General features: G+C 65.8%; 18 protein-coding genes. 7 read left to right on the top strand and 11 right to left on the bottom strand.

From position 1 onward, the window contains the following. Positions 1-258 precede the first annotated feature (258 nt). The gene (locus BraRD5C2_RS11495; protein ID WP_223968381.1) at positions 259-1110 is read right to left on the bottom strand and encodes a hypothetical protein; all 852 of its coding nucleotides are present in this window, start codon (positions 1108-1110) and stop codon (positions 259-261) included. Between the two features lie 366 nt (positions 1111-1476). Between BraRD5C2_RS11495 and BraRD5C2_RS11490 the strand changes: the two genes are divergently transcribed. Beyond that, positions 1477-2865, top strand: a complete 1389-nt coding sequence (locus BraRD5C2_RS11490; RefSeq protein WP_223968379.1) for a cation-efflux pump — start codon at positions 1477-1479, stop codon at positions 2863-2865. A 192-nt stretch (positions 2866-3057) separates the two neighbouring features. Continuing rightward, positions 3058-5379 carry a sensor histidine kinase gene (locus tag BraRD5C2_RS11485; RefSeq protein ID WP_223968378.1) on the top strand — a complete coding sequence of 774 codons (2322 nt, stop codon included), beginning with the start codon at positions 3058-3060 and terminating at the stop codon, positions 5377-5379. Between the two features lie 7 nt (positions 5380-5386). Here the strand turns inward: BraRD5C2_RS11485 and mdoH are convergent, their stop codons facing one another. The 3 genes from mdoH to BraRD5C2_RS11470 all read right to left on the bottom strand — a co-directional run bounded on the left by mdoH (position 5387) and on the right by BraRD5C2_RS11470 (position 10064). Then, positions 5387-7507, bottom strand: a complete 2121-nt coding sequence (mdoH, locus tag BraRD5C2_RS11480) for a glucans biosynthesis glucosyltransferase MdoH (RefSeq protein WP_223968377.1) — start codon at positions 7505-7507, stop codon at positions 5387-5389. Beyond that, positions 7495-8961: a glucan biosynthesis protein G gene (locus tag BraRD5C2_RS11475; protein WP_223968816.1), complete on the bottom strand. Its 1467-nt coding sequence runs from the start codon at positions 8959-8961 to the stop codon at positions 7495-7497. The genes mdoH and BraRD5C2_RS11475 overlap by 13 nt, the downstream gene beginning before the upstream one ends. Positions 8962-9167: 206 nt before the next feature. Then, positions 9168-10064, bottom strand: coding sequence for a LysR family transcriptional regulator (locus tag BraRD5C2_RS11470; RefSeq protein ID WP_176532448.1), 897 nt, complete (start codon positions 10062-10064; stop codon positions 9168-9170). A gap of 256 nt (positions 10065-10320) precedes the next feature. On the opposite strand from BraRD5C2_RS11470, the gene BraRD5C2_RS11465 reads away from it, so the two are divergent. Genes BraRD5C2_RS11465 through BraRD5C2_RS11445 form a run of 5 tightly spaced genes read left to right on the top strand, consistent with a single transcriptional unit; the run spans position 10321 to position 16283 of the window. Beyond that, complete coding sequence (locus tag BraRD5C2_RS11465; RefSeq protein ID WP_223968376.1) at positions 10321-10797, top strand: formate dehydrogenase subunit gamma; 477 nt, start codon at positions 10321-10323, stop codon at positions 10795-10797. Next, the gene (locus tag BraRD5C2_RS11460) at positions 10794-12350 is read left to right on the top strand and encodes an NADH-ubiquinone oxidoreductase-F iron-sulfur binding region domain-containing protein (protein ID WP_223968375.1); all 1557 of its coding nucleotides are present in this window, start codon (positions 10794-10796) and stop codon (positions 12348-12350) included. The genes BraRD5C2_RS11465 and BraRD5C2_RS11460 overlap by 4 nt, the downstream gene beginning before the upstream one ends. Before the next feature lie 12 nt (positions 12351-12362). After that, the gene (gene fdhF / locus BraRD5C2_RS11455) at positions 12363-15239 is read left to right on the top strand and encodes a formate dehydrogenase subunit alpha (RefSeq protein ID WP_223968374.1); all 2877 of its coding nucleotides are present in this window, start codon (positions 12363-12365) and stop codon (positions 15237-15239) included. A gap of 2 nt (positions 15240-15241) precedes the next feature. After that, positions 15242-16078 (top strand): formate dehydrogenase accessory sulfurtransferase FdhD, encoded by an 837-nt coding sequence (gene fdhD / locus BraRD5C2_RS11450; protein WP_223968373.1) that lies wholly within the window; start codon positions 15242-15244, stop codon positions 16076-16078. Continuing rightward, positions 16062-16283 (top strand): formate dehydrogenase subunit delta, encoded by a 222-nt coding sequence (locus BraRD5C2_RS11445; protein ID WP_223968371.1) that lies wholly within the window; start codon positions 16062-16064, stop codon positions 16281-16283. Before fdhD ends, BraRD5C2_RS11445 begins: the two co-directional genes overlap by 17 nt. A gap of 149 nt (positions 16284-16432) precedes the next feature. On the opposite strand, the gene BraRD5C2_RS11440 is transcribed toward BraRD5C2_RS11445, so the two are convergent. The 7 genes from BraRD5C2_RS11440 to ccmE form a co-directional block, all read right to left on the bottom strand. Beyond that, positions 16433-19396, bottom strand: coding sequence for a bifunctional [glutamine synthetase] adenylyltransferase/[glutamine synthetase]-adenylyl-L-tyrosine phosphorylase (locus tag BraRD5C2_RS11440; protein WP_223968370.1), 2964 nt, complete (start codon positions 19394-19396; stop codon positions 16433-16435). Further along, positions 19393-20847, bottom strand: a complete 1455-nt coding sequence (locus BraRD5C2_RS11435) for a sensor histidine kinase (protein WP_223968369.1) — start codon at positions 20845-20847, stop codon at positions 19393-19395. The genes BraRD5C2_RS11440 and BraRD5C2_RS11435 overlap by 4 nt, the downstream gene beginning before the upstream one ends. A gap of 3 nt (positions 20848-20850) precedes the next feature. Then, positions 20851-21531, bottom strand: a complete 681-nt coding sequence (locus tag BraRD5C2_RS11430; RefSeq protein ID WP_097670709.1) for a response regulator transcription factor — start codon at positions 21529-21531, stop codon at positions 20851-20853. Between the two features lie 349 nt (positions 21532-21880). Beyond that, positions 21881-23470: a Do family serine endopeptidase gene (locus tag BraRD5C2_RS11425; RefSeq protein WP_223968368.1), complete on the bottom strand. Its 1590-nt coding sequence runs from the start codon at positions 23468-23470 to the stop codon at positions 21881-21883. A gap of 170 nt (positions 23471-23640) precedes the next feature. Further along, positions 23641-24147, bottom strand: a complete 507-nt coding sequence (locus BraRD5C2_RS11420) for a cytochrome c-type biogenesis protein (RefSeq protein WP_223968367.1) — start codon at positions 24145-24147, stop codon at positions 23641-23643. Further along, positions 24147-26132 carry a heme lyase CcmF/NrfE family subunit gene (locus BraRD5C2_RS11415; RefSeq protein ID WP_223968366.1) on the bottom strand — a complete coding sequence of 662 codons (1986 nt, stop codon included), beginning with the start codon at positions 26130-26132 and terminating at the stop codon, positions 24147-24149. Before BraRD5C2_RS11415 ends, BraRD5C2_RS11420 begins: the two co-directional genes overlap by 1 nt. Then, a complete protein-coding gene (gene ccmE, locus BraRD5C2_RS11410) occupies positions 26129-26626 on the bottom strand; it encodes a cytochrome c maturation protein CcmE (protein WP_223968365.1) in 498 nt (165 codons plus the stop codon). Before ccmE ends, BraRD5C2_RS11415 begins: the two co-directional genes overlap by 4 nt. Positions 26627-26646: the final 20 nt, after the last annotated feature.

The following is a 26646-nucleotide window of genomic DNA, read 5'->3' as shown; positions in this document are numbered from 1 at the left end:
GGCACGCACGCTGTAGGTGCCGATCGACCAAGTCTACAGATTCGCCGACGCCGACAAGGCCGTTCGAACACATGGAAGCCAACAAGTACCTCGGCAAGATCGTGGTCACGCTGTAGCTGCGTTGGCGTATTAGCGAAGCGGGTTGTGACGAGCCACGCGACCACTGCGCTGATGGGAAAAACCGAAAAGCGATAAAGCGCGGAGTTCTGAATCGAGGCGCTGTTGCCGGATGAGCTTCGATGATCACCGCATCGACGGTTACCAGTCGTCGTAGAGCCATTCCCTTTGCATTCGAGGCGGCGCTCTCGCGTAGGGCGGCTCATATGTCCGCTGGGGCTTGCGCGAGGTCGGAGCCGGCTGCGCCGGAGGCGATGACGTCTTCTGCTCGGAAACCTTCGCGAGTGCCCGTTTCAATTCCTCCTGGCTTGCCTTGAGCTCCTCAATGGCCTTGGAGCTCTCGCGGGCCGCTTGTTGCTGGTCCGCCTTGAGCTGTTCGATGTTTCGCTGCACGTTCGCAAGATCGCGTGCAATGGTTTGCAGCAGCTCGGTTCGATCCGGAAGTGCTGCAGGAACTGGCGGCGCGGTGTCCTGCATTGCTTTCGGCGCGGCGTCCTGCGGTGCGGTCGAAGGCGCGGGCGTCGGTTGCTGCGGTGCGGCTTCCGCCGCGGCGACCTGAACCGCAGATGGAGCGGGCTGCGCGGGAAGCGGCGGATCATCCCGTGGCGATGATGGAGTTGAAGCCAGCTGCGGCACCCAGCGGGCGACGACCAGCTTGGCTCTCGCACCATACGACGACTGCGAAGCCAAGGCTGCGATAACGACACACGCCGCGAGCGACAAGGCGCCAAACGCCCGGAAAGCCGGCCTTCCAGACGATGATTGCGAGCCAGGTCCGGACGAAGCAGGGGCAGGCTCGACCAAAGGCGCGTCAGATTGAGCCGGCGGTGATGGCGCAGCATCGCGCTCCATCTTTGCAAGCCGCTCACTCAAGCGTGTGAGCTCCTCATCAGCGCGGACGATCTGCTTGTGGGCTTCCGCGAGTCGCTCATCGGTACTCGCGATCGACCGCTCACCAGGTTCACCTGCATTCGGAGTGGGTGTGGAGTTCATTGGCGTGTCCCTCTTCCGTCCAATGTCATCCAAGACTGCCGTCTCGGTTATCCATCAGGGTCGACCAGCGCCCAGCCCCAGGTTAGGTCTCGTCCAAGCAATAGTAGCGTGCTTGACGTCTCGTGATAAGCAGGATCGTCCTCCCGTTTTCGCGCGGAACACCGGTCCCCGGCCAGCCGGAAGCCAAACGCGCCGCGAGAACGAGGATCGATGCCTGAGTGAGACGCCGTGAACTCGCGTCCAGCACGCTGGATTCGGAATAGTTCGCAACAACTCCACTGTTGAGATTCGCTCTTGCAAGTGAGTGGCGATTGCGCATCGTGAACGACACTTGATGTTCACAGATGGCCTGCTAAACCCCCGCCCATGAGCTCTTCCAGCACCAGCGCACCCAACACCAAGACATCCGTCGCCGCGATCTCGATCCTCGCCAGCGGCAGCATGGCCGTGGCGAAATTCGTCGTCGGCATCGCCATCGGATCGCTGGCGCTGATCTCCGAGGCGCTGCACTCTTCGATCGACCTCGTCGCCACCATCATCACCTGGGCGGTGGTGCGGGTATCGGACCAGCCGGCCGACGCCGAGCATCATTACGGCCACGGCAAGTTCGAGAGCGTCTCCGCGCTCTTCATCATCGCCCTGCTCTATGTGCTGGCCGGCGGCATTCTGGTGCAGGCCTATAGCCATCTGCGCGAGGGCGCGCCGCCGCCGTCGATCTCAGCCATTCCGTTCATCGTCCTGGTCATCGATATCGGCGTCAATCTGTGGCGCGCCCGCGCGCTGCACCGCGCGGCGCGCGACACCAAGAGCCAGGCGCTGGCCGCCGACGCGCTGCATTTCGCCTCCGACGTGATGGGATCTGCGGCGGTCATCGTCGGCCTGGTGCTGGCGGGCTTCGGTTTCTGGTGGGGCGATGCCGCGGCCGCGATCGCGGTTGCCGTGATGATCGCCCTGCTCGGCCTGCGCATGGCGCGGGAGACGGTCGAGACCCTGCTCGACCGCGCGCCCGAAGGCGCATTGGAAAAGGCCATCGCGGCCATCAAGGCCGTGCCCGGCGTCGTCGACGTCGAGCGACTGCGGGTCCGCATGGTCGGCGCCACGCATTTCATCGACGCCATCGCCGCTGTGCCGCGCACCTACCCGATCGACCGCGTCGAGGACATCAAGCGCAGGGCGCAGCAGGCGATGACCAAGACATTCGGCGACGCCGACCTCACGTTCACGGCGGTGCCGGTGGCGCGCGACAATGAGAGCGTGCGCGAGCGCATCATGGTGATCGCGCGCAATTCCGGCCTCGCCATCCACCACGTCACCGTGCACGACATCGGCGGCAAGCTGATCGTCGGCATCGACCTCGAGGTCGACAGCGACATGGCGCTGGACGCCGCACATGACATCGCCCACGAGCTCGAGCGCGCGATCCGCGAGGACTTTGGCGAGGACGTCGAGGTCGACACCCATATCGAGCCGCTCGAGCCGGAACTGCCATGGGGAACCGACGCCGCGCCGGACCGCGTCGAAGCCATCAAAACCGCGCTGACCGGCTTTGCCGATGGCGGCGCGATCCATGACATCCATAATGTGCGGGTCCGCAACACCGACGCCGGCGAGATCGTCAACTTCCATTGCCGCGCCGCGCCATCGATGAGTGTGATCAAGGTGCACGAAAGCGTCGACGAGATCGAACGCGAGCTGCGTCGCACGTTCCCCACCGTGAAACGTGTGATCAGTCACGCAGAACCGGCGCGCGCGTAATTCTACGGAGCCGTTCCTGTTTCGGACTCACTTTGCGCTGACTGATTCTGTTTTGGACAAGAATTATTTCGCATTAACGAATCGTTGACTCTCGACAGCCCGGGAAATCTGGATTCAAATCATCATGATTCGGATGCGACGTGGGGAGCATCCGATCCGGGTAAAAAATCAGCTTAGATGGGGGTCTAAGGCATGGCGCGCGCGCATGCAGCGAACGCTTGTGTCCAATCCGATTCGATCAAGGGATTGGCGCAGTCGATCGCGAAACCGGCCTATCACAGGCTCTTGACGGCCGAGCCTGCACTGCGCCGCGCTGTTCCTACGCTGATCATCGCCTTCCTCATCACAATCTGCCTCGGCGCCTTCGTCCAGGTGATCGACCAGAACCGGCAGAAGCGCGGCGCGATGAAGCGCGACCTTGCCGCACTCTCCGACATCCTCGCCGAGCGTCTCGACCGCCTGACCTCGGTGCGGCGCGACCGGCTCGCCAATATCGAGCGGATGCAGGAGCTGCTGCCCGATCTCATTCCGTCCTGGGGCATCGCCAACGGCCGCCACGTCATCATCACCAGCGCCGACCACCGCGTGCTGGCGCGCGTGCCGATCGACGGCGCCGGCGAGAACGACCGCGTCCTCGACATCGTCTCCACCGCGCAGCTCCTGATCGCCCCGGGGCAGCAGGGTGCAGTCAGTGACATGACGCTGCCGGGCGGCACCGGCGCGCTGGCGATCTCGCAGCTCGTCAAGTCGCTGCCCGGCCAGGTCGTCGTCATCCAGGAGATGAACGAGCCGATCTGGGGATCGGACGCCGCGCTCTCGGTGACGCTGTCGGCAACCACGAGCTTCGTGGTGCTGATCCTCGGCTTCGCCTTCCACTGGCAATCGACCCGCGCCCGTGAGGGCGACCTGATCAACGATGCGGTGCGCGGCCGGATCGACACCGCGCTCAATCGCGGCCGCTGCGGATTGTGGGACTGGGACCTGTCGCGCGGCCGGATCTTCTGGTCGCAGTCGATGTTCACCCTGCTCGGCCTCGATAGCCGCAACGACCTCCTCACCTTCGGCGAGGTCAACGCGCTGGTGAACTCCGACGACATCAACCTGTTCGACATCGCCGAACAGCTGATCTCGGGCAAGATCGATCACATCGACCAGAGCTTCCGCATGCGCCATGTCGGCGGCCACTGGATCTGGCTGCGCGTGCGCTGCGAGCTCAGCCACGCCGCGGCCGACAGCGGCCTGCATCTGATCGGCATCGCCGTCGACATCACCGAACAGAAGAGCCTCGCCGAGAAGTCGGTGGAAGCCGACCTCCGGCTGCGCGACGCCATCGAGACGATCCCGGAGGCCTTCGTGCTGTGGGACGCCGAGGACCGCCTGGTGCTCTGCAACTCGCACTTCCAGCGGCTGCACAAGCTGCCCGATAGCGCCGTCAGCCCCGGCACATCCTATGAGACCGTGATCGAGGTCGGGAGCATGCCCGAGGTGCGCACCCGCCTGCATGAAAGCGGCGTGCCGGCGCCCGGCGCCCGCACCTTCGAGGCGCAGCTCGACGACGGCAGCTGGCTGCACATCAGCGAACGGCGCACCAAGGACGGCGGCTACGTCTCGGTCGGCACCGACATCACCCGCATCAAGGCGCACGAGCAGAAGCTGGTCGATAACGATCTGCGCCTGCGTGCCACCGTGATCGACCTGCAGCGGTCGCAATCCGAGCTGGAACGGCAGGCCGTCGAGCTCGCCGACCTCGCCGAGAAGTATTCGCAGGAAAAGACCCGCGCCGAGGACGCCAACGCCGCGAAGTCGAAGTTCCTCGCCAATATGAGCCATGAGCTGCGCACGCCGCTCAACGCCATCATCGGCTTCTCCGAGATCATGGGCTCTGGCCTGTTCGGGACGCTCGGCTCGGACAAATACGCGGAGTACTGCCATGACATCCTGACCTCGGGGAAATACCTGCTCGAGGTCATCAACGACATTCTCGACATGTCGAAGATCGAGGCCGGCCGCATGAAGTTCGACATGGAGCCGCTCGACCTCTCCGGCATCCTCGCCGAGTCGCTGCGGGTGGTCTCTGGCCGCGCCGAGCACAAGGGCCTGTCGCTGGAATCGGACATCGAAAGCACGATCTCGGTCGTCGCCGACCGCCGCGCGGTCAAGCAGATCATCGTCAACCTGCTCTCCAACGCCGTGAAGTTCACGCCGGACCACGGCCGCGTGCTGGTGCGCGGCCAGATGCTGGATGACTCGATCGTGCTGCTGATCGCCGACAGCGGCATCGGCATCGCGCCGGAATCGCTGCGGCGGCTCGGCAAGCCGTTCGAGCAGGTCGAGAGCCAGCTCACCAAGAGCTACCAGGGCTCGGGCCTTGGACTGGCGATCGCGCGCTCGCTCACCAACCTGCACGGCGGCTCGATGAAGCTGCGCTCCAAGCTCGGCGTCGGCACCGTGGTCCGCATCACTCTGCCGCGCGATCCGCGCTCCGTGCAGAGCAGGCTGCGTGAGGCAGCCTGAACCACGCCTACTTGGCGAGCAGGCCCTCCAGCGACGCCGGATCACCGAGAACGGCCAGCGTCTCGCGCGGCGTAAGGTGGTCGACGGCCTCGTCGAAACTGTTGCTTGCGTCGATCCGCGCGCGGGCCACCGCGAGGTGAAGGTCGATCTTGCCCGGTCCACCATGCTTCGCCGACGGAAGCGATGACAGATGGCGGTGCAGCAAGCCGGAATCCTGCCGCAGCGCAGCCAGCGCAGGCACTGATGCGTGAGCAGGAGACGCCGCCAGTTCGTTGGCGCGGACCAGCACGCTCGGTGGCCTCACCTCCTCCGGCGTCGTGAACAGTGCGCGCATCGCGGGCTTGGCGGTCCACGCGCCGATCGGAATCGCGAACAGGAGGCCTACGATCACCGGCGACATCCACAGCAGCAGCGGCAACGACACCGCCCAGGCACTGATCGCCATCGCGACACCACAGGCGGTCGGGACGCCGTACTTCCGATAGAGCTCCCGCCGCTCGACCTCGCCATCGTCGCGCCGCTGCGTCTGCCAGCCCGCATCGCGGCCGAGCAGGATCTCGACCACGGCGATCGACTGGAACACCATCATGACCGGTGCGACCATCGCCGAGATCAGCACCTCGGCGATCACACCTGCCAGCGCCCGGAAGCCGCCGCCGAAGTGCCGGCGCGTGTCCGACCGTGTCAGCAACAGGATGAAGCCGAGCAGCTTCGGCACGATCAGAAGGGCCATCGTGAGGCCGAACACCCACGCGGCGAGCACGGGATCCTGCGCCGGCCAGTTCGGGAACAGCGAGAAGCCCTTCGGGAAATATTCGGGGCGAATGAAGCGCGCCTGCAACGAGATCAGGATTCCGAGCAGCAGGAACGCAAGCCAGAGCGGCGCGGTGATGTAAGAGCCGATCCCGGTCATGAAATGCAGCCGCGAGATCCAGTGCAGGCGGCGCGTGGTCAGCACCGCGAGATGCTGCAGATTGCCCTGGCACCAGCGCCGGTCACGCGCGGCAAAATCCAGCAGCGACGGCGGCACTTCCTCGAAGCTGCCGCCGAGCATCGGCGCCATGTAGATGCCCCAGCCTGCGCGCCGCATCAGTGCCGCCTCGACGAAATCGTGGCTCAGGATATGCCCACCGAACGGCTTGCGCCCGGAGAGTTCCGGCAGCCCCGCCTGCTCCGCAAAGGCCTGAATCCTGATGATGGCGTTGTGCCCCCAGTAATTGCCCTCGGAGCCGTGCCACCACGCGACGCCGGCCGCGACCATCGGCCCGTAAAGCCTGCCGGCAAATTGCTGCAAGCGGCTGAACAGGCTGCGCGCATTGACGATGATGGGTAGCGTCTGCAGCAACGCCGCTTGCGGATTGGTCTCCATGGCATGGACCATCCGAACCATGGTGTCGCCCGACATCAGGCTGTCGGCGTCGAGCACGATCATGAACTGGTAGGCGCCGCCGAACCGGGTGATCCACTCGCCGACATTGCCGGACTTCCGCGCGGTATTGTCGGCGCGATGCCGGTAAAAGAGCCGCCCACCGCCGCAGGCATCGCTGAGCACGACGAACGCTTGTTCTTCGGCGATCCAGATATCCGGATCGCGGGTGTCGCTCAGCACGAACCAGTCGAAGCTGTCCGCTTGTCCCGTTGCTTCGATGGACTCGTAGATGGCCTGCAGGCGCGCCACCAATTGATACGGATTCTCGTTGTAGGTCGGGAGCAGCACTGCGGTCCGGCTCGCAAGCTGTGGCAACGGACCATCGTCGCGAATCGGCAGGGCATTCCCGTTGCGCCGAAGCAGCACGAAGAAGCCGGCCAGCGCCGAGGCGAACGAGAACGCGATCCAGGCGAGCAGCGCGACGAACAGCGCCAGCACCATGCCTTCCATGATCGTCACGCCGCCGACCTGGACCACCATGTACATCTCGTAGGCGCCTGCGCCGGTCAGAGCGACGGTCAGCATCAAGACGAACGCACGGCGCATGAACATGCCCGCACCGACCGACACCGGCTTGCTCACCGCGCGCGGCGGCCGGCCGAGATCGGCCGCGGCCATCGCGAGCGGGCTCTCTTCTGGCAGGAAGCCTTCGGCCGCTGCCGCGACGTGGGGACGAGGCGACGTGACTATGGCGCCCATCGATAGACCCAGATCTCCGAAATCGGCTTGTCATCCTGCGCCAGATGGGCGCGCAGCTCGATCGGATCCTTCTTGACGGCGCACTGGAAGCTGAGCCGCCATCCGCCCGTATTCGGGTTCGGCTGAGTAACGACGTTCGTGATCTCGGCCTTCTCGGCCGACACGACGCCCTTGATGTTGTTGGGATCGACACCTTTCAGATTGTCGCCGAACAGATCGAGCACGAACAGCTTGCTGTTCTCGCCATGCGCGCCGATGCCAGTGCGCGTGAAGCGCGCCAGCGAATGCGGCTTCGGCGCGTCAGGTCCCCAATGCAGGCGATAGGTGAGATTGGTCTCGCTCTTGGCCTTGAGCGGCGCCTTCGGCCGCCAGAACGCGGCAATGTTGTCGTGGATCTCCTCCCTGGTCGGAATCTCGAACAGGATGACCGCGCCCTCGCCCCAATCGCCGATCGGCTCGACCCACAGGCTCGGGCGCTTCTCGAAGCTCGATTCGATGTCCTGATAGGCGAAGAAGTTCTTCTCCCGTTGCATCAGCCCGAAACCGTGCGGATTGATATCCTGGAACGTGCTGATCTGGAGGTCGCGCGGATTGCTCAGCGGGCGCCAAAGACTCTCGCCCCTGCCGTTGTAGATCGCAAGCCCGTCGGAATCGTGCACCGACGGTCTGAAGTCATCGACCTCGTTGCGATCGTTCGGCCCGAAGAAGAACATGCTGGTCATCGGCGCAACGCCGGCGTGCTCGACATCGGCGCGCGGATAAAGCGATGCCTCGACGTCGAACACCGTGGTCTTCCCCGGCCTGATCGTGAAGCGATAGCTCGCCGCACAGCTCTTGCTGTCGAGCAACGCGTGAATGACGAGGGATGTCGCGTTGGGCACGGGCCGCTCGAGCCAGAACGCCTTGAAGAACGGAAACTCCTCGCCCTTCGCCTCGCCGGTATCGATCGACAGGCCGCGCGCCGACAGGCCATAGGTCTCGTCCTTCGCGACGGCGCGGAAATAGCTCGCTCCGAGGAAGACGCAGACCTCGTCGTAATAGTCCGGCTTGTTGATCGGCGCGTGGATTCGAAATCCGGCGAAGCCGAGATCGGTCTCGGTGAACGCAGGCACGGCCTCACCGAACGAGAACATGTCCTTGCTGTAGCTGACTTCGCTCACCTTGCCGTCGGCGACCTCGAAGATCTTGACCTTGTTCTTGTAGAAGAAGCCGCGGTGGAAGAACTGCGCCTCGAACGGCAGCTTCTGGCCGCGCCACAGCGCGCGCTCCGGCACGAAGCGGATCGAGCGGTACTGATCGTAGTTCAGGTCGGTCAGGCCATTCGGCAACTTCTCGTCCGGCGCCTCGAACGACTTGCTGGCGAGATTGCGGGCAAGCTCCCTCACCATCGACGGGTTGAAAGGAGCATCAACCGTGTTCCCCGCCGCGGCGGCCTCCCGCTGCGGCAAAAGCATGAGTGCCGGCAACATGGCCGATCCGTGGAGTAACTGGCGACGATTCAAAGCAGCTCCTGCTCGCTGACCGGGACGTCGCAATGAAACCGCTAAGCCGTCGCTGAGTTCCATTATTGCCGGGTGCGCAGGACGATTGCTTCGCCGCGCGACGAGGCGCGGCGATCGTCTGAAGGGGAACCATCCTGAAAGCGCCTCGATTGCCGCGCTTACGCGCTCTCCAGCTTCGGCGCTACCTCGCGCGCGACCTGCACCAGGGCAGCAATCAGCGGCGTCATCGGATCGCGCTGCGGGATCACGAGGCCGATGCTGTAGTCCACCACCGGATCGACGATCGGAATGCTGCGCACGGCATCGGCGAGGCCAAGCGTCTCGGCGAGCTTGGCCGGCATCACGCTGGCCCAGCGTCCGGTCTTCACATGGGTGTAGAGTACGAGCAGTGAATTCGACGTCAGCGACGGTGTCGCCTCCGCGCCGACCGAGGTCAGCGCGCGATCGATGATGCGGCGGTTCTGCATGTCGGGCGTCAGCAGGCACAGCGGCACGGTGCCGACTTCCTTCCACGTCACCTGCTTGCGGTCGCCGAACATCGCATCCGGCGCGGTCAGCAGACGATAGCTCTCGTTGTAGAGCGGAATGGTGCGGACCTTGCCGATCGGCTCGTTCTCGATGTAGGTCAGCCCGGCATCGACCTCGAGATTTTCAAGCAGGCCGAGCACGTCGGCGGAGGTGCACGACTGGATGCGAAACCGCACGTCGGGATGGCGCGCGCGGTATGGCGTGGTGAGCGAGGCCACCATGCCGAGCGCAGTCGGGATCGCGGCGATCCGGATCTCGCCCGACAGCTTGTCCTTGAGGCTGTTGATCTCCTGCTTCATCGCCCGCGTATCGCCGACGATGCGCCGCGCCCAGTCCAGCGTCCGTTCGCCCTCCGGCGTGAAACCCTGAAACCGCGATCCGCGCTGCACCAGCATGACGCCGAGGATTTCCTCGAGCTGCTTGAGACTGGTCGACATGGTCGGCTGGGTGACCCCGCAGGCCTCCGCAGCACGGCCGAAATGCCGTTCCTTGGCCAACGCCAGCAGAAGTTCCAGCTTGTCGATCAAGGTTCAAACCCCTTCGGAAAACGGCGCCCCAAATGGCAGCCCGACGCGTCCATAGGTAGCACGATCGGGGTGCGATCCCGAAATCCAAAGCGCCCCGGAAGTCCGTGATTCCAGAACATTATTGCGATCCCGGATCGATCCATTCGGCAACGCTATTAATCGCATTTCGCAATCGCCGCATGAGACAGCTTTATTGATGTTTCGAAGGATTCCAATTCTGATGTGCAAAGCAAAAAACGGATCGTGAGAAGCGCGGATGACGGTGGGATACGAACCTTGGGACACGGCGCGCGGCACGGAGATCATCGCCGAGCATGCCGGGCTGGAAGGCGCCACGCTGGTGATCCTGCACGCGCTGCAGGAAGCCTTCGGCTACGTGCCGGAGCCTGCGATCCCGATGGTGGCGGAGGCGCTCAATCTGTCCCGCGCCGAGGTGCACGGCGTGTTCACCTTCTACCACGACTTCCGCAAGCAACCGGCCGGACGCCACGTCCTCAAGCTCTGCCGCGCCGAGGCCTGCCAGGCTGCCGGCGGCGATCGGATTGCGGCGCGGGCGGAGGCCAAGCTCGGCGTTTCCCTGGGGAATACCACGGCGGACGAGCGCGTGACGCTGGAGCCGATCTACTGCCTCGGGCTCTGCGCCACCGCACCCTCGGCGATGCTGGATGGCCGGTTGGTCGGCCGGCTCGATGAAGCGCGGATCGACGCGCTGGTCGCGGAGGCACAGCGATGACGATGCGAATTTACGTCCCTCGCGATGCCGCGGCCGTCGCCGTCGGCGCCGACGAGGTCGCCCTCGCCTTCGCGCAGGCCGCAGCCGCGCGTGGCGCAGCAATCGAGATCGTCAGGAACGGCTCGCGCGGGCTGTGCTGGCTGGAGCCGATGGTCGAGCTTTCGACCGCCCAAGGCCGCATCGCGTTCGGCCCGGTGACACCGGCGGACGTGCCGTCGCTGCTCGATGCGATGACCGGCAACGGCCAGCATGCCCTGCGGCTTGGTGTCACGGACGAGATTCCCTGGCTGAAGCGCCAGACGCGATTGACCTTCGCGCGCTGCGGCGTGGTCGATCCGCGCTCGGTCGACGACTACTGCGCCCATGGCGGCTACAAGGGCCTGGAGCGGGCGTTGACGCTGACCTCCGCCCAGATTCTTGCCGACGTCACGACGTCGGGCCTGCGCGGCCGCGGCGGCGCCGGCTTCCCGACGGGCATCAAGTGGAAGACGGTGGCGCAGGCCAGCGCCGACCGCAAATACATCGTCTGCAACGCCGACGAAGGCGACAGCGGCACCTTCGCCGACCGCATGATCATGGAAGGCGACCCCTTCGTCGTGATCGAGGGCATGACGATCGCGGGTATCACGGTCGGCGCCACCAAGGGCTACATCTACATTCGCTCGGAATATCCGCACGCGGTCGAGGCGATGAACGCGGCGATCGTGGCGGCCCGCCGCACCGGCTTCCTCGGCAAGCGCATCGGCGGCACCAAGCATGAGTTCGATCTCGAGGTTCGGGTCGGCGCCGGCGCCTATGTCTGCGGCGAAGAGACGTCGCTGCTCGAAAGCCTCGAAGGCCGCCGCGGCATCGTGCGGGCCAAGCCGCCGCTGCCGGCGCACAAGGGCCTGTTCGGCCGCCCCAGCGTGATCAACAACGTGCTGTCGTTCGCGGCGATCCCCTTCATCCTCGACAACGGCGCCAAGGCCTATGCCGATTTCGGCATGGGCCGCTCGCGCGGCACGATGCCGATCCAGCTCGCCGGCAACATCAGATATGGCGGGCTGTTCGAAACCGCATTCGGCGTCACGCTCGGCGATCTTGTCGACGAGATCGGCGGCGGCACCTTCACCGGACGCGAAGTGCGCGCGGTGCAGATCGGCGGCCCGCTCGGGGCCTACTTCCCTCGCGCGCTGTTCGACACGCCGTTCGACTATGAGGCATTGGCCGCGCGCGACGGCCTGATCGGCCATGGCGGCATCGTGGTGTTCGACGACACCGTCGACATGGTCAAGCAGGCGCGCTTTGCGATGGAATTCTGCGCTGTCGAATCCTGCGGCAAGTGCACGCCGTGCCGGATCGGCTCGACCCGCGGGGTCGAGACCATCAACAAGATCATCAACGGCGAGCGTGTGACGGAAAACCTCGCCGTGATCGAAGACCTCTGCAACACCATGAAGTTCGGCTCGCTGTGCGCACTCGGCGGCTTCACGCCCTACCCGGTGATGAGCGCACTGAAACACTTCCGGGAAGATTTCGGCCCCGCACCGGCCCGGCTGCAGGCCGCGGAATAACAGGAAATCACGATGTCGCTGATCCAGGAAATCGATTTCGGCACGCCCAAGTCCAAATCCGAGGCGATGGTCACGCTGACCATCGACGGCAATCAGATCACAGTGCCCGAGGGCACCTCGATCATGCGCGCGGCGATGGAAGCCGGCACCCAGATTCCAAAGCTCTGCGCGACCGACATGGTCGACGCCTTCGGCTCCTGCCGGCTCTGCCTGGTCGAGATCGAGGGCCGCGCCGGCACGCCCGCGTCCTGCACCACGCCTGTCATGCCGGGCCTCGTCGTGCATACCCAGAGCGACCGGCTGAAGAAGCTGCGCAAGGGCGTGATGGAGCTCTACATCTCCGACCATCCGCTGGACTGCCTGACCTGCGCGGCGAACGGCGACTGCGAATTGCAGGACATGGCGGGCGCCGTCGGCCTGCGCGACGTGCGCTACGGCTATGAGGGCGAGAATCATGTTTTCGCCAAATCGCACGGCTGCGAAAACGACAACTGGATGCCGAAGGACGAATCCAATCCGTACTTCACTTATGACCCCTCGAAGTGCATCGTCTGCTCGCGCTGCGTCCGCGCCTGCGAGGAAGTGCAAGGCACCTTCGCGCTGACGATCTCCGGCCGCGGCTTCGACAGCCGCGTCTCGCCCGGCATGAGCGAAAGCTTCCTCGGCTCCGAATGCGTGTCCTGCGGCGCCTGCGTGCAGGCCTGCCCGACTGCGACGCTGACCGAAAAATCCGTGATCGAGATCGGCCAGCCCGAGCACTCGGTCGTCACCACCTGCGCCTATTGCGGCGTCGGCTGCGCCTTCAAGGCCGAGATGCGCGGCGAGGAAGTGGTGCGCATGGTGCCGTGGAAGGACGGCAAGGCCAACCGCGGCCATTCCTGCGTCAAGGGCCGCTTCGCCTGGGGCTACACCACCCACAAGGAGCGCATCCTGAAGCCGATGATCCGCGAACGGATCGAGGATCCCTGGCAGGAAGTGTCGTGGGACGAAGCGTTCAACTTCGCCGCCGCGAAGTTCAAGGGCATCCAGCAGAAATACGGCCGCGACGCGGTCGGCGGCATCACCTCCTCGCGCTGCACCAACGAAGAGACCTACCTTGTGCAGAAGCTGATCCGCGGCGGATTCGGCAACAACAACGTCGACACCTGCGCGCGCGTCTGCCATTCGCCGACCGGTTACGGCCTGTCGCAGACCTTCGGCACCTCGGCCGGCACGCAGGATTTCGATTCGGTTGAAGACACCGACGTCGTGATGATCATCGGCGCCAACCCGGCCTCGGCTCACCCGGTGTTCGCCTCGCGGCTGAAGAAGCGGCTGCGCCAAGGCGCCAAGCTGATCGTGCTCGATCCGCGCCGCACCGAGATGGTGGAATCGCCGCATGTAAAGGCGCTGCATCTGCCGCTGATGCCCGGCACCAACGTCGCGGTGGTCACGGCGCTCGCCCACGTCATCGTCACCGAAGGGCTCGTCAACGAGAGCTTCGTGCGCGAACGCTGCGACTGGAGCGAGTTCGAGGAATGGGCCGCCTTCGTCGCCCAGGAGAAATACAGCCCCGAAGCGACCGCGATCATGACCGGCGTCGATCCCAACGCTCTGCGCGAGGCGGCGCGGATCTACGCCACCGGCGGCAACGGCGCGATCTATTACGGGCTCGGCGTCACCGAGCACAGCCAGGGCTCGACCACGGTGATTGCGATCGCCAACCTCGCGATGGTGACCGGCAATATCGGCCGGTCCGGCGTCGGCGTGAACCCGCTGCGCGGCCAGAACAACGTGCAGGGCTCCTGCGACATGGGCTCGTTCCCGCACGAGCTGCCCGGCTACCGCCATATCTCCGGCGATGCCGTGCGCGAGCAGTTCGAGGCGATGTGGAACGTCAAACTCAACAACGAGCCGGGCCTGCGCATCCCCAACATGTTCGATGCCGCGATCGAGGGCACCTTCATGGGGCTCTACGTGCAGGGCGAGGACATCTTGCAGTCCGACCCGAACACCAAGCATGTGGTGGCGGCGCTGTCGGCGATGGAATGCGTCATCGTCCACGATCTCTTCCTGAACGAGACCGCGAACTACGCCCACGTCTTCCTGCCCGGCTCGACCTTCCTCGAGAAGGACGGCACCTTCACCAATGCCGAGCGCCGCATCCAGCGCGTCCGCAAGGTGATGACGCCGCGCAACGGCTATGCCGACTGGGAAGTGACGATCCTGCTCGCCAAGGCGATGGGTTTCGAGATGCACTACAACCATCCGTCCGAGATCATGGACGAGATCGCGGCGCTGACGCCGACCTTCACCGGCGTGTCCTACGACAAGCTCGATGAGCTCGGCTCGGTGCAGTGGCCGTGCAACGAGAAGGCGCCTGAGGGCACGCCGATCATGCATATCGGCGGCTTCGTGCGCGGCAAGGGCAAGTTCATCATCACCGAATATATCGCGACCGACGAGCGCACCGGCCCGCGCTACCCGCTGCTGCTCACCACCGGCCGCATCCTCAGCCAGTACAATGTCGGTGCGCAGACCCGCCGCACTGAGAACGTGGTCTGGCACGCCGAGGACCGTCTCGAGATCCACCCGCACGACGCCGAGCTGCGCGGCGTGCGCGACGGCGACTGGGTGCGGCTGGCGAGCCGCGCCGGCGAGACGACGCTGCGCGCCGAGATCACCGACCGCGTGGCGCCGGGCGTGGTCTACACCACGTTCCATCACCCGGACACCCAGGCCAACGTCATCACCACCGATTTCTCGGACTGGGCGACCAACTGTCCGGAGTATAAGGTGACAGCTGTGCAGATCTCGCCGTCGAACGGTCCGTCCGACTGGCAGAAGGCCTATGACGAGCAGGCCCGCCATTCGCGCCGCATCGCGCCGGTGGTGGAAGCCGCGGAGTAACGATGCGCGAGCCGGTCCACAAGGCGAACCGAAAGGTCTGGCGCGACGGCGTCTTCACCGAGGGCGCGCGCCTGATCCCGGAAGAGACGCCGCTGGCGCTGACCTATAATGGCGGCACCTACGCCGTGATGATGGGCTCGCCCGAGGACCTCGGCGACTTCGCGGTCGGCTTCAGCCTGAGCGAAGGCATCGTGCAATCGGCCGACGAGATCGAAACCCTCGACATCGTCGAGCTCGATGACGGCATCGAGCTTCGAATGTGGCTCAAGCCCGACAAGGCCGCGCGGATCGCCGAGCGACGGCGCAACATCGCCGGCCCGACCGGCTGCGGCCTGTGCGGGCTCGATTCGATCAGCGAGGCGGTTCGGCCGGCCGCGGTGGTGCCCGCGGGCCGCGTCTTCGCGCCGCGCGAGATCATGACCGCGGTGGCGGCGGTCCCGCCGCTGCAGGAGATCAATCACCAGACCCGCGCGGTGCACGCCGCCGCGTTCTGGACCGCGGCGCGCGGCATCGTCGCGCTGCGCGAGGATGTCGGCCGCCACAATGCGCTCGACAAGCTCGCCGGGGCGCTGGCCCGCGACAAGGTCGTCGCAAGCGATGGCATCGTGCTGGTGACCAGCCGCGTCTCGGTCGAAATGGTGCAGAAGACCGCGGCGATCGGCGCGCCGCTGATTGCTGCGGTGTCGGCGCCGACCGCGCTTGCGGTGCGGATGGCGGATGCCGCCGGCATCACGCTTGCCGCGATCGCCCGCGCCGATGGATTTGAAATCTTTACGCATCCGGAACGCGTCACAGGCGCGGTGCCCGGCAAGGAGTCCGCTTATGTCGTCGTCGCCTGACAAACTGGTCTACATGGCGAACCAGATCGGAAAATTCTTCCAGAGCCAGGGGCACGACCGCGCCGTGCCGGGCATCTCCGAGCACATCTGGAAGTTCTGGGACCCGCGGATGCGCAAGCAGATCTTCGCCCATCTCGACACCGGCGGCGCCGGCCTCGACCCCGACGTCCGCGAAGCCTTGCAGAAGCTGAAGCAGCAGGCGTAGCGAGTAGCAACCACGCAAGGCTTTGTATCTCCGTCACCCTGAGGAGCGCGTAGCGCGTCTCGAAGGGTCGACGGCCCGACCGTGGCCGTGCATCCTTCGAGGCCCGCAAGAGCTCGCACCTCAGGATGACGGGTCGAGAATCGTGGGCGCTACCCCCCGCCGACAATCGCGTTGAACACCCGGCGCACCTCGCTTTGCGTCTCGCGCAGGCGGGCTTCCAGCGCGGAGAAGTCCGGCGCGTCGCCGGCCCGCGCCATCACGCGCCGCAGATCCTCTCCCGCGGTCTCGGGATTGAACTTGCCGGTGACGCAGAGCCGCAGGATCTGGGTCAGGTCGTGATAGAGCCGCGCCGCCGAGCGCAGGATCTCGGCCTCGGACTGACCGAGCAGGCCGAGCTTGGCGGCATGGTCCAGCACCTGCAGCGTCGAGACGCTGAGGATCTCCGGCTTCACTGATGCGTGCGCGAGCTGGAGATATTGCGCGATGAAATCGATGTCGACGAGCCCGCCGGCGGCAAGCTTGAGGTCCCAGACATCGTCCTCGCCCTTCTCCAGCGCGATGGCGCGCCGCATGTCGGCAACATCGGCCGCGGTCGACGCCGCGTCGCGCGGTCGGGTCAGCACGCTGCGGATGATCGCCTCGATCTTCTCGCGGAATTGCGCTGACGACGAGATCACACGCGCGCGCGTCAGCGCCATGTGCTCCCAGGTCCACGCCTCGCGTTCCTGGTAGTCGGAAAACGAATCGATCCGCGAGGCGACCGGGCCGGCGCGCCCCGACGGCCGCAGCCGCATGTCGACCTCATACAGCACGCCGTAATTGGTCCGGGTCGTGAAGGCGCTGATCAGGCGCTGGGTGAAGCGGGCGAAATACTGCGCGCCATGCAGCGAGCGCTCGCCGTCGGAGTCCGGCGCCTCGCTGTCGAAATCGTAGAGCAGGATCAGATCGAGGTCTGAGGATGCGGTCATCTCGCGGCTGCCGAGCCGGCCCATCGCGACGATCGCGGTCTCCTGCCCCTTGATCCGGCCATATTGCGCGGCGAACTGGTCGGTGACGAGACCATGCACGGTGTGCACGATGCCTTCAGCGACATCGGCAAACGCCGTGCTGGCGTGCTGCGCCGACACCGTGCCGGACAGGATCCGCGTGCCGATCAGGAACAGGCTCTCCTGGCCGAACAATCTCAGACGATCGAGGAAGTCCTCATAGGACGACGCATCCTGCAGCGTCGCGGCGAGCCGCGCCGACAGCTCCTTCTTGTCCGGCATCGCGCCGAAGAAGCGTGGATCGACCAGGCCGTCCATGATCTGCGGCTGCCGCGCCAGCATGTCGCCGAGCCGCGGCGCAGCACCAAGGATCAGCGCCACCAGCGCGACGAAATCGCGGTTCTGGCTGAGCAGCGAGATCAGCCGCCCGCCCCGCTGCAGCGCGCCGAGGAAACGGTCGAACGCCGCGACCGCATCGTCAGGTTCCTCGGCATCCGCGAGGCCATCAATCAGGCCGGGAATGAATTCGAGGAACGCCGCGCGCGTCGCTTCCACGCGCAGCGCGCGATAATCGCCCTCGATCCACTGCTGCACGGTGCCGGCGACCATGACCGGCTTCTTGAAGCCGAGACTGGCGAGATGCTCGATCAAGCGGCCATCTTCGGGGCCTGCCCCGTAGTCGACATCCGGCAGCTTCGCGCTCCCGGTCGGATCGTCGCCCTCGAACAGCTTGCCGTAATGGTTCTGCACGATGTTGAGCTGGCCGAGCAGGTCTTTGGCGAAGGCCTCGCGATTCTCGTAGCCGAAGAAATGCGCGAAGCGCTCGACGTCCTCAGGCGCTTCGGGCAGCGAGTGGGTCTGCTCGTCGGCGATCATCTGCAGCCGATGCTCGACCCGGCGCAGGAATTCGTAGGCCTTGGTCAGCTCGTCGCGCGCCTCGAAAGTGATCCAGTTGCTGTCGGCGAGCACATTGAGCGCCTCCAGCGTCGGCCGCACCCGCAACTCCGGATGGCGGCCACCGGCGATCAGCTGCTGGGTCTGGGCGAAGAACTCGATCTCGCGGATGCCGCCGCGGCCGACCTTGACGTTGTGGCCCTCGACCGAGATCTCGCTCTGGCCGCGATAGGTCTGCATCTGCCGCTTCATGTCGTGGACATCGGAGAGCGCGGCAAAGTCCAGATGCTTGCGCCAGACGAAGGGCGCGAGCTCGCCGATCAGCGCCTCGCCGGCCTTGGGATTGCCGGCGCAGGGCCGCGCCTTGATCATCGCGGCGCGTTCCCAGGTGCGTCCCTCGCGCTCGTAATAATGCAACGCCGCGTCGGTCGAGATCGCGACCTGGGTCGAGGCCGGGTCCGGTCGCAGCCTGAGATCGACCCGGAACACATAGCCTTCGCCTGAGCGCTGCTGCAGCATCCGCGCCATTGCCTGGGTGACACGGACGAAGAACGGCTGCGGCTCGATATCCTCGGCGAGCGAGGTGGCCGCGCGATCGAAGAACACGATCAGGTCGATGTCGCTGGAATAGTTCAGCTCGCCCGCGCCCATCTTGCCCATCGCAAGCACGATCAGGCCGGAGCCCGCTTCCGGATACTCGGGATCGGCGGCAATCATCCGGCCGCGGGCAATTTCCTGCCGGAGCAGATATCGCAGCGCCGACTGCACCGAATTCACCGCGATGTCGGTCAGCGCCGCCGTCACCCGCATCACCGGCCAGACGCCGCCGATGTCGCACAGCGCGATCATCAGCGCGGCCTCCGCCTTCATGCGGCGAAGCAGGACCATCACGTCGGCCTCGCTGCCGGCGGCGAGCACGTCGCGCGAGGTGGTCTCGATCAGGTTCGCAAGATGCGACTCCGGGTCGCATGACAGGATCCGGATCAGCCGCGCGGGATCAGCCCGCGCGAGCTCGAACAGATAGGGCGAGAACTCGGCAATGCCGCGCAGGATGTCCCGTGCGAACGGGTGCTCCAGCAGCACCGCGAGCGCAGCCGACTGCGCCGGTTCGAGCTCGGCGAACCAGTCAGTCAGGCGCTGATCGGCAGATACGGAAGCGGCGACACGCGGTCCATCCGCGAACCGCGCGGCCAGATGGTGTCGATCCGCGTTTCCCGGCGCGGCGGCATTCATGCCGCCTTCTGTGGCACATCCTGCGTTTGAGCCGCAAGCCTGTCACTGCCGCCCGCCCGCGCAGGCAGCACCAGGGTCGCCACCAGCCCCGGATGGGCGTCGCCGAGCCGCAGCTCGCCGCCATGGAGCGTGGCAACCGCCGAGGCCAGGCTGAGGCCGAGACCGGAACCGGGTAAGGTGCGGCTGGCCTCCAGCCGGACGAAGCGCTCCACCGCGTGCTTGCGGTCGCCCTCGGGGATGCCCGGACCATGGTCGGTGACGCTGAGCAGGACCTGATCGCCCTCACGGCGAGCCTCGATCAGGATCTCCCGCGCATCGGCCTTCATCGGCTCCACGCCCGGTTCGGGCTTGCCATATTTGATGGCGTTCTCGACCAGGTTGGCGACCGCCTGACTGATCAATTCGCGGTTGCCGTGAATCGGCGCCGGCGCGGTCTTCACCTGCAGCGTCATGCCGTCGTCCTCGGCCAGCGGCTCGTACAATTCGTGGATGCCGTTGGCGACGTCAGCACCGTCGAAATCGTCCATGTTACCGCGCGCCTGGCCGGACTCGGCGCGCGCGATCATCAACAGCGCGTTGAAGGTGCGGATCAGCCCGTCGGACTCCTCGATCGTCCGCTCCAGCGCCGCGCGATAGTCGGCCTCGCCGCCCGACCGCGCCAGCGCCTCCTCGGCGCGATTGCGCAGCCGCGTCAGCGGCGTCTTGAGGTCGTGGGCGATGTTGTCGGAGACCTCCTTCAGCCCCGTCATCAGCGCCTCGATGCGCTCCAGCATGACATTGAGATTTTCCGCGAGACGGTCGAGCTCGTCGCCACTGCGGCCGACCGGCAGCCGGCCGGACAGATCGCCCGCCATGATCCGCTTGGTGGTGCCGGTCATGGCGTCGATCCGGCGCAGCACACGGCGCGCGACGAAGATACCGCCACCGATGCCGAGCACGACCACGACGAGGATCGACCATTGCGCCGCCTTGGCGACGATGCCGAACAGCCGCCGCCGCTCCTCCAGATCGCGCCCGACCAGGAGGCGGAAGCCGTTGTCCATCTCGGTGACCCGCACCAGCGCGCGGTGATCGGTCTTGTCCTGTTCGTCGATCCGGCGATAGGCGGTCTCGGTCCAGCCCTGCATGCTCATCACGCCAGGCGCCAGCGAGCCGACATTGCCGGCCAGCGCCTGCCCGTTCGGTGCCGTCAGGAGATAGAGGTTGGCGCCCGGCCGCAGCGCACGATTGCCCATGGTGGTCAGCAGGCCGTGCAGGCCGCGGCGGTTATAGATGGAGGTGATCTCGCTGATCTCGACGTTGACGGTCGTCGTGATCTGCTCGGTGATCAGCCGCCGCGTGTTCCAGGCGAAATAAGCCAGCAGCGAGGCCGCGAACAGCGCGAACAGGAACAGATAGACCAGCGTCAGCCGAAACGCCGTGGTCCGGATCAGTTTGCCGAAGGCGGTCACGATCTACCTGATGCCATCTCTGATCATATACCCCGCGCCGCGGATGGTATGCAGCAGCGGCCGCTCGAAGCCTTTGTCGATCTTGGAGCGCAGCCGCGAGATGTGGACGTCGATGACGTTGGTCTGCGGATCGAAATGATAATCCCAGACGTTCTCGAGCAGCATGGTGCGCGTCACCACCTGCCCTGCATGCTTCATCAGATATTCGAGCAGGCGGAACTCGCGCGGCTGCAAGGTCAGCTCATCCTTGCCGCGGGCGACGCGATGCGACAGCCGGTCGAGCTCGAGATCGCCGACCCGGTAAGTGGTCTCCTCGGCCGGCCCGACATTGCGCCGCGACAGCACCTCGACGCGCGCGAGCAGCTCGGCGAAGGAATAGGGCTTTGGCAAATAGTCGTCGCCGCCGGCGCGCAGGCCCTTGATCCGGTCGTCGACCTGGCCGAGCGCCGAGAGGATCAGGACCGGCGTCCTATTGCCCTTGTCGCGCAGAATGCCGATCAGCGACAGGCCGTCCCGCTTCGGCAGCATGCGATCCACAACCATCACGTCGTAATCGCCGGTCTCCGCCATCGACAGGCCTTCCTCGCCGTCGGAAGCGAGATCGGCGATATAGCCGACTTCACGGAATGCCTTGACCAGATAGTCGGCTGACTCGCGGTCGTCTTCGATGATCAGGATGCGCATTTGCGGAGCGGTTGCGGTCACGGGAATAGGCCCTCTGTCAGCATGGCGCGGCCGGCCTGCACATGCAAGACGACCGCGAATATTCCGGGAAGCTTGTGGGCGCATGATCTCCGCGCAAACCCGTTCCGGGTTTGTCGCGGGGGAAAACCGGTCTCCACTTTTCCGGATCATGCGGCGCTGAAAAAAGTGGGCGGTGAAGCTGGGGGACCTCACCGCCCTGAGACCTTCCGACAGAGGGGGGCATATTCCATCGAAAGGCAACATAGGGAGCGAGCAAGGGGCCCGCCCCCCGGAACGCGCCGTCGGCGGGGGCGACTAATGCCGGCGACGCGTTCCAACTCATAGATAGTTATCCCTTGGCCAGCGGCACTGCCACAAAGCGCGACGAACCGCCGCTCTTCACGCGCATGAGAACGCTGTTCTTGTTGTCACTGCGCGCCGCGGTGATCGCATCACGTACCTCACCGGCGGTGCCGACGGTCTTGCCGGCGACCTCGAGGATCACGTCGCCTTCCTTGAAGCCCCGCTCAGCGGCAGCACTCTTGGGATCGACTTCGGTCACGACCACGCCTTCCTTGCCGGCGCCGGCCACGCTGTTGGCGGGTGCCACAGTGAGGCCCAGTTTCGGCACGTCGGTGCCACGGGACGAGTTGCCCTTGTCGCCGTTGTTGTCGGTGTCAGCCTTGGCTTCCAGGCTGTTCGGCAACTGGCCGAGCGTGAGGTTGACGGTCTTGTCCTGACCCTTGTGCAGCACGTTCAGCTTCACGGCATTGCCGGGCGCGAGGCCGCCGATGGTGCGGGCGAGTTCGCGCGCATCCTTCACCGGCTCGCCATTGACGGCGGTGATGACGTCACCGGACTCGATGCCGGCCTTGGCCGCGGGGCCGTTGGCCTGCGGTTCGGCCACCAGCGCGCCTTCGGCCTTCTTCATGCCGAGGCTGTCGGCGATGTCTGATGTCACCGGCTGGATCTGGACGCCGATCCAGCCACGGCTGACCGAGCCCTTGTCCTTCAGCTGGGCGACGACGCTCTTCACCGTGGAAGCCGGGATCGAGAACGCGATGCCGACGCTGCCGCCGGACGGCGAGTAGATCGCGGTGTTGACGCCCATCACCTCACCGGACACGTCGAACGCCGGCCCACCCGAATTGCCCTTGTTCACGGGCGCATCGATCTGGATGAAATCGTCATACGGGCCGTTGCCGATGTCGCGGCCGGAGGCGGAGACGATGCCCGCGGTCACGGTGCCGCCGAGACCGAAGGGATTGCCGACCGCCAGCACCCAGTCGCCGATGCGCGGCTTGGTGTCGGAGAGCTTGGCAAACTGGAAGTTGGAGCCGCCCTCGACCTTGATCAGCGCGAGATCGGTGCGCGGATCGGTGCCGATCACCTTGGCGGAAAAGGTCTTGCCGTCGTCGGTGGTGACCTCGACCTTGTCGGCGCCGTCGACGACGTGATTGTTGGTCACGGCGAAGCCGTCAGCCGAGATGAAGAAGCCGGAGCCCTGGCCCGTCACCACGCCACCGCCACGCGGTCCACCGCGCAGACCCGGGGGCAAGCCATCCGGACCGCCGAAGCGGCGGAAGAAGCGCTCCATCGGCGAACCCGGCTGGAACGGCGAATCGTCATTGTTGTTGCTGTCATCCTTCGCGACCTTCTCGCGAATATTGACCTTGACCGAGATCACCGACGGCTTCACCCGCTCGACGATGTCGGCAAACCCGACCGGCTGCTGAACCTTCTTGACCTCGTTATTGACCTGCGCGTGCGCAGGCGTCGTGAACAGGTCGGCCGGGTTGTGGGTGGGGCTGAAGCCGTAGGTGGCGGCGCCGAGGCCGGCCACGACCGACGCCATCAGCGCGAGTTTGCGGGCAGAGAACAGCGAGCGCTTCGGCGCCTTGTAGGACGGAAGGGTCGAGAGGTCGGGACGGTCGGTCATGTCTTGAGATCTCCAGGGCCAGAATCATTCGGTGCGGGGCGAGCACCTGATGCGTCTGAACATGGGGTCATCAGCCTTACCGCGCGCTGGCTGCGGAATTAAACTTTGGTAATTGAGCAAACCTGCGCTGCGGCAGAATAGCGCATGCAAATTAAGGGCTTGGAAAGGAACTAAAGCGGCTTGTCCGGCGCGGATTCGGCCGCCAGCAGCCGCTCAAGGCGCGCCTCTTCGTCGGACGTCAATCCGGGGGTGGAATCGCCCCCGCCGGCGGCCGGATTTGCCCTGCGCCGGCCGAGCCGCCAGAGCGCAAGACCGCCCAGCAAAAGCGCCAGCGGCGGGGTCAGCCACAGCACCAGCGTGTGCTCGTTGAGGCGCGGCTTCAGCAGCACGAATTCGCCGTAGCGGGCCACCAGGAAATCGATCACCTGGCGGTCGCTGTCGCCGGCCGAGATCCGTTCACGCACCAGGAGGCGGAGGTCGCGCGCCAGCGGCGCCTCCGAGTCGTCGATCGACTGGTTCTGGCAGACCATGCAGCGCAGCTCTTTCGAAAGCTCGCGCGCCCTCGCCTCCTTGGCCGGGTCCGCCATGATCTCGTCGGGCAGCACAGCCCGGGCGGGCATCGCGCCGAGCATCAGGGTCGCCGCAAGCGCGGCGGCTGCAAGGGTGCGCGACCGCATCATTCGGCGGCCTGCAAGGCGCGCGCCGCTGCTTTGGCCGGCTTCGGCGCACCGACCCGCAAGCGGCGGTCGGACAGCGACAGCATGCCGCCGAACGCCATCAGCACCGGCCCCCACCAGATCATCAGCACCAGCGGCTTGTGATAGATGCGCACCGCGATCGCGCCGTCGGCCGAAGTATCGCCGAGTGAGATATAGAGCTGGCTCGCGCCGCGCGTCAGCAGCGCGGCCTCGGTCGTCGAGGCGCCGCGCGTCGTGAAGTTGCGCTTCGACGGCGTCATCACGCTGACCTTTTCGCCGTCACGGGTCACCGTGAATTGCGCGACCATCTCGCGGAAGTTCGGCCCCTGCCGCGGGTTCAGGCCGTCGAGCCGCAGCTCATAGCCGGCGACCTTGGCGACGTCGTCCGGCTTCATGGAGCCGATGTATTCGCTGTTCCAGGTGGTCTCGCAGACGATTCCGATCAGTGCGACGCCGAGGCCGGCGTGCGCGAAGACCGTGCCCCAGGTCGCCCGCGGCAGGCCGCGTGCGCGGCGCAGCGAGAGCGACAGCGGAATCCGGAACAGCGCGATGCGTTCGGCGAGATCGCACAGCGCGCCCATGATCACGAAGGCGGCAAGCCCGATTGCGAGCGGCGCCAGGGTCGCGCCGCCATAGGTCCACGCAAACACCACCGCGATCGCAACCAGCGCGACGATGCCGGCGACCATCAGCCGCTGCGCCGCGCCGAGCAGGTCGCCGCGCTTCCAGGCCAGCAGCGGCCCGAACGGCACCGCCAGCAGCAGCGGCACGAACAGCGGCGCGAAGGTGAAATTGAAGAACGGCGCGCCGACCGAGATCTTCTCGCCGGTCAGGACCTCGAGCGCCAGCGGATACAGCGTGCCGATGAACACCGTCGCACAGGCGGTGGTCAGCAGCAGATTGTTGAGCACCAGCGCGCCTTCGCGCGAGATCGGCGCGAACAGCCCGCCCTGCTTCAGCGCCGGCGCGCGCCAGGCATACAGCGACAGGCTGCCGCCGATGAAGACGAACAGGATCAGCAGGATGAACACGCCGCGGGTCGGATCGGTGGCGAAGGCGTGGACCGATGTCAGCACGCCGGAGCGCACCAGGAAGGTGCCGAGCAGCGACAGCGAGAAGGTCAGGATCGACAGCAGGACGGTCCAGACCTTCAGCGCGTTGCGCTTCTCCATCACCAGCGCCGAATGCAGCAGCGCGGTGCCGGCCAACCACGGCATCAGCGAGGCGTTCTCGACCGGATCCCAGAACCACCAGCCGCCCCAGCCGAGCTCGTAATAGGCCCAGTAGGAGCCCATCGCGATGCCGAGCGTCAGGAATATCCACGCCATCAGCGTCCACGGCCGCACCCAGCGCGCCCAGGCGGCGTCGATCCGCCCTTCCAGCAGCGCCGCCACCGCGAACGAGAACGAGATCGAGAATCCGACATAGCCGAGATAGAGCATCGGCGGATGCACGGCGAGGCCGATGTCCTGCAGCACCGGATTGAGGTCGCGTCCCTCGATCGGCGGGTTGGCGATCCGCAGGAACGGATTCGAGGTGATCAGGATGAACAGATAGAACGCGCTGGCGACCCAGGCCTGCACCGCCAGCACATGCGCGCGCAGCGACAGCGGCAGATTGTTGCCGAAGGCCGCGACGAGGCCGCCGAACAGCGCCAGGATCGACACCCACAGCAGCATCGAGCCTTCATGGTTTCCCCACACGCCGGTGATCTTGTAGAGCAGCGGCTTCAGCGAATGCGAATTCTCGAAGACATTGGCGACCGAGAAATCCGAGGTGACGTGCAAGGTCACCAGCGCCGCGAACGACGCCGCGACGAACAGCAATTGGGCGAGCGCGGTCGAGCGCGCGACGTTCATCAACGCCGCATCGCGCCAGCGCGCCCCGACGATCGGCACGATCGACTGGATCAGCGCCAGCGCCAGCGCCAGCACCAGGGCATAATGTCCGCTTTCGGCGATCACCGCATCGCTCCCTGGGTCGGCGCCGCGGAGGCGCTCGGCATGCTGTTCGGCTTGGCGCCGTAGTCGTCCTTCCAGTGGCCCTGCTTCTTCAGGGCATCGGCGACGTCCTTCGGCATGTAGGTCTCGTCATGCTTGGCGAGCACGGTGTCGGCACGGAACACGCCGTCGGCATCGAGCGCGCCTTCCGCCACCACGCCCTGCCCCTCGCGGAACAGATCCGGCAAAATGCCCTTGTAGGCGACCGGCAGCATCGCGCCGCCGTCGCCGACGGTGAAGGTCACCGCGAGATTGTCGCCGCGCTTGAGCGAGCCCTGCTCGACCAGGCCGCCGAGGCGGAACCGCTTGCCCGGACCGAGATGCTTTTCGGCGACCATCGACGGCGTCGAGAAGAACACGATGGAATCGCGCAGCGCGTTCAGCACCAGGCCCGCGGCGATCGCGAGCACGACGAGCGCGCAGCCGATCAGTGTCAAACGCCGTTGTTTCCTGGTCATGGTGCGTCCTTGCGCATGAC

The sequence above is a fragment of the Bradyrhizobium sp. RD5-C2 genome (assembly GCF_019972155.1).
Taxonomy (GTDB): Bacteria; Pseudomonadota; Alphaproteobacteria; order Rhizobiales; family Xanthobacteraceae; genus Bradyrhizobium.
This window is presented reverse-complemented; position numbering and strand designations above follow the sequence as displayed.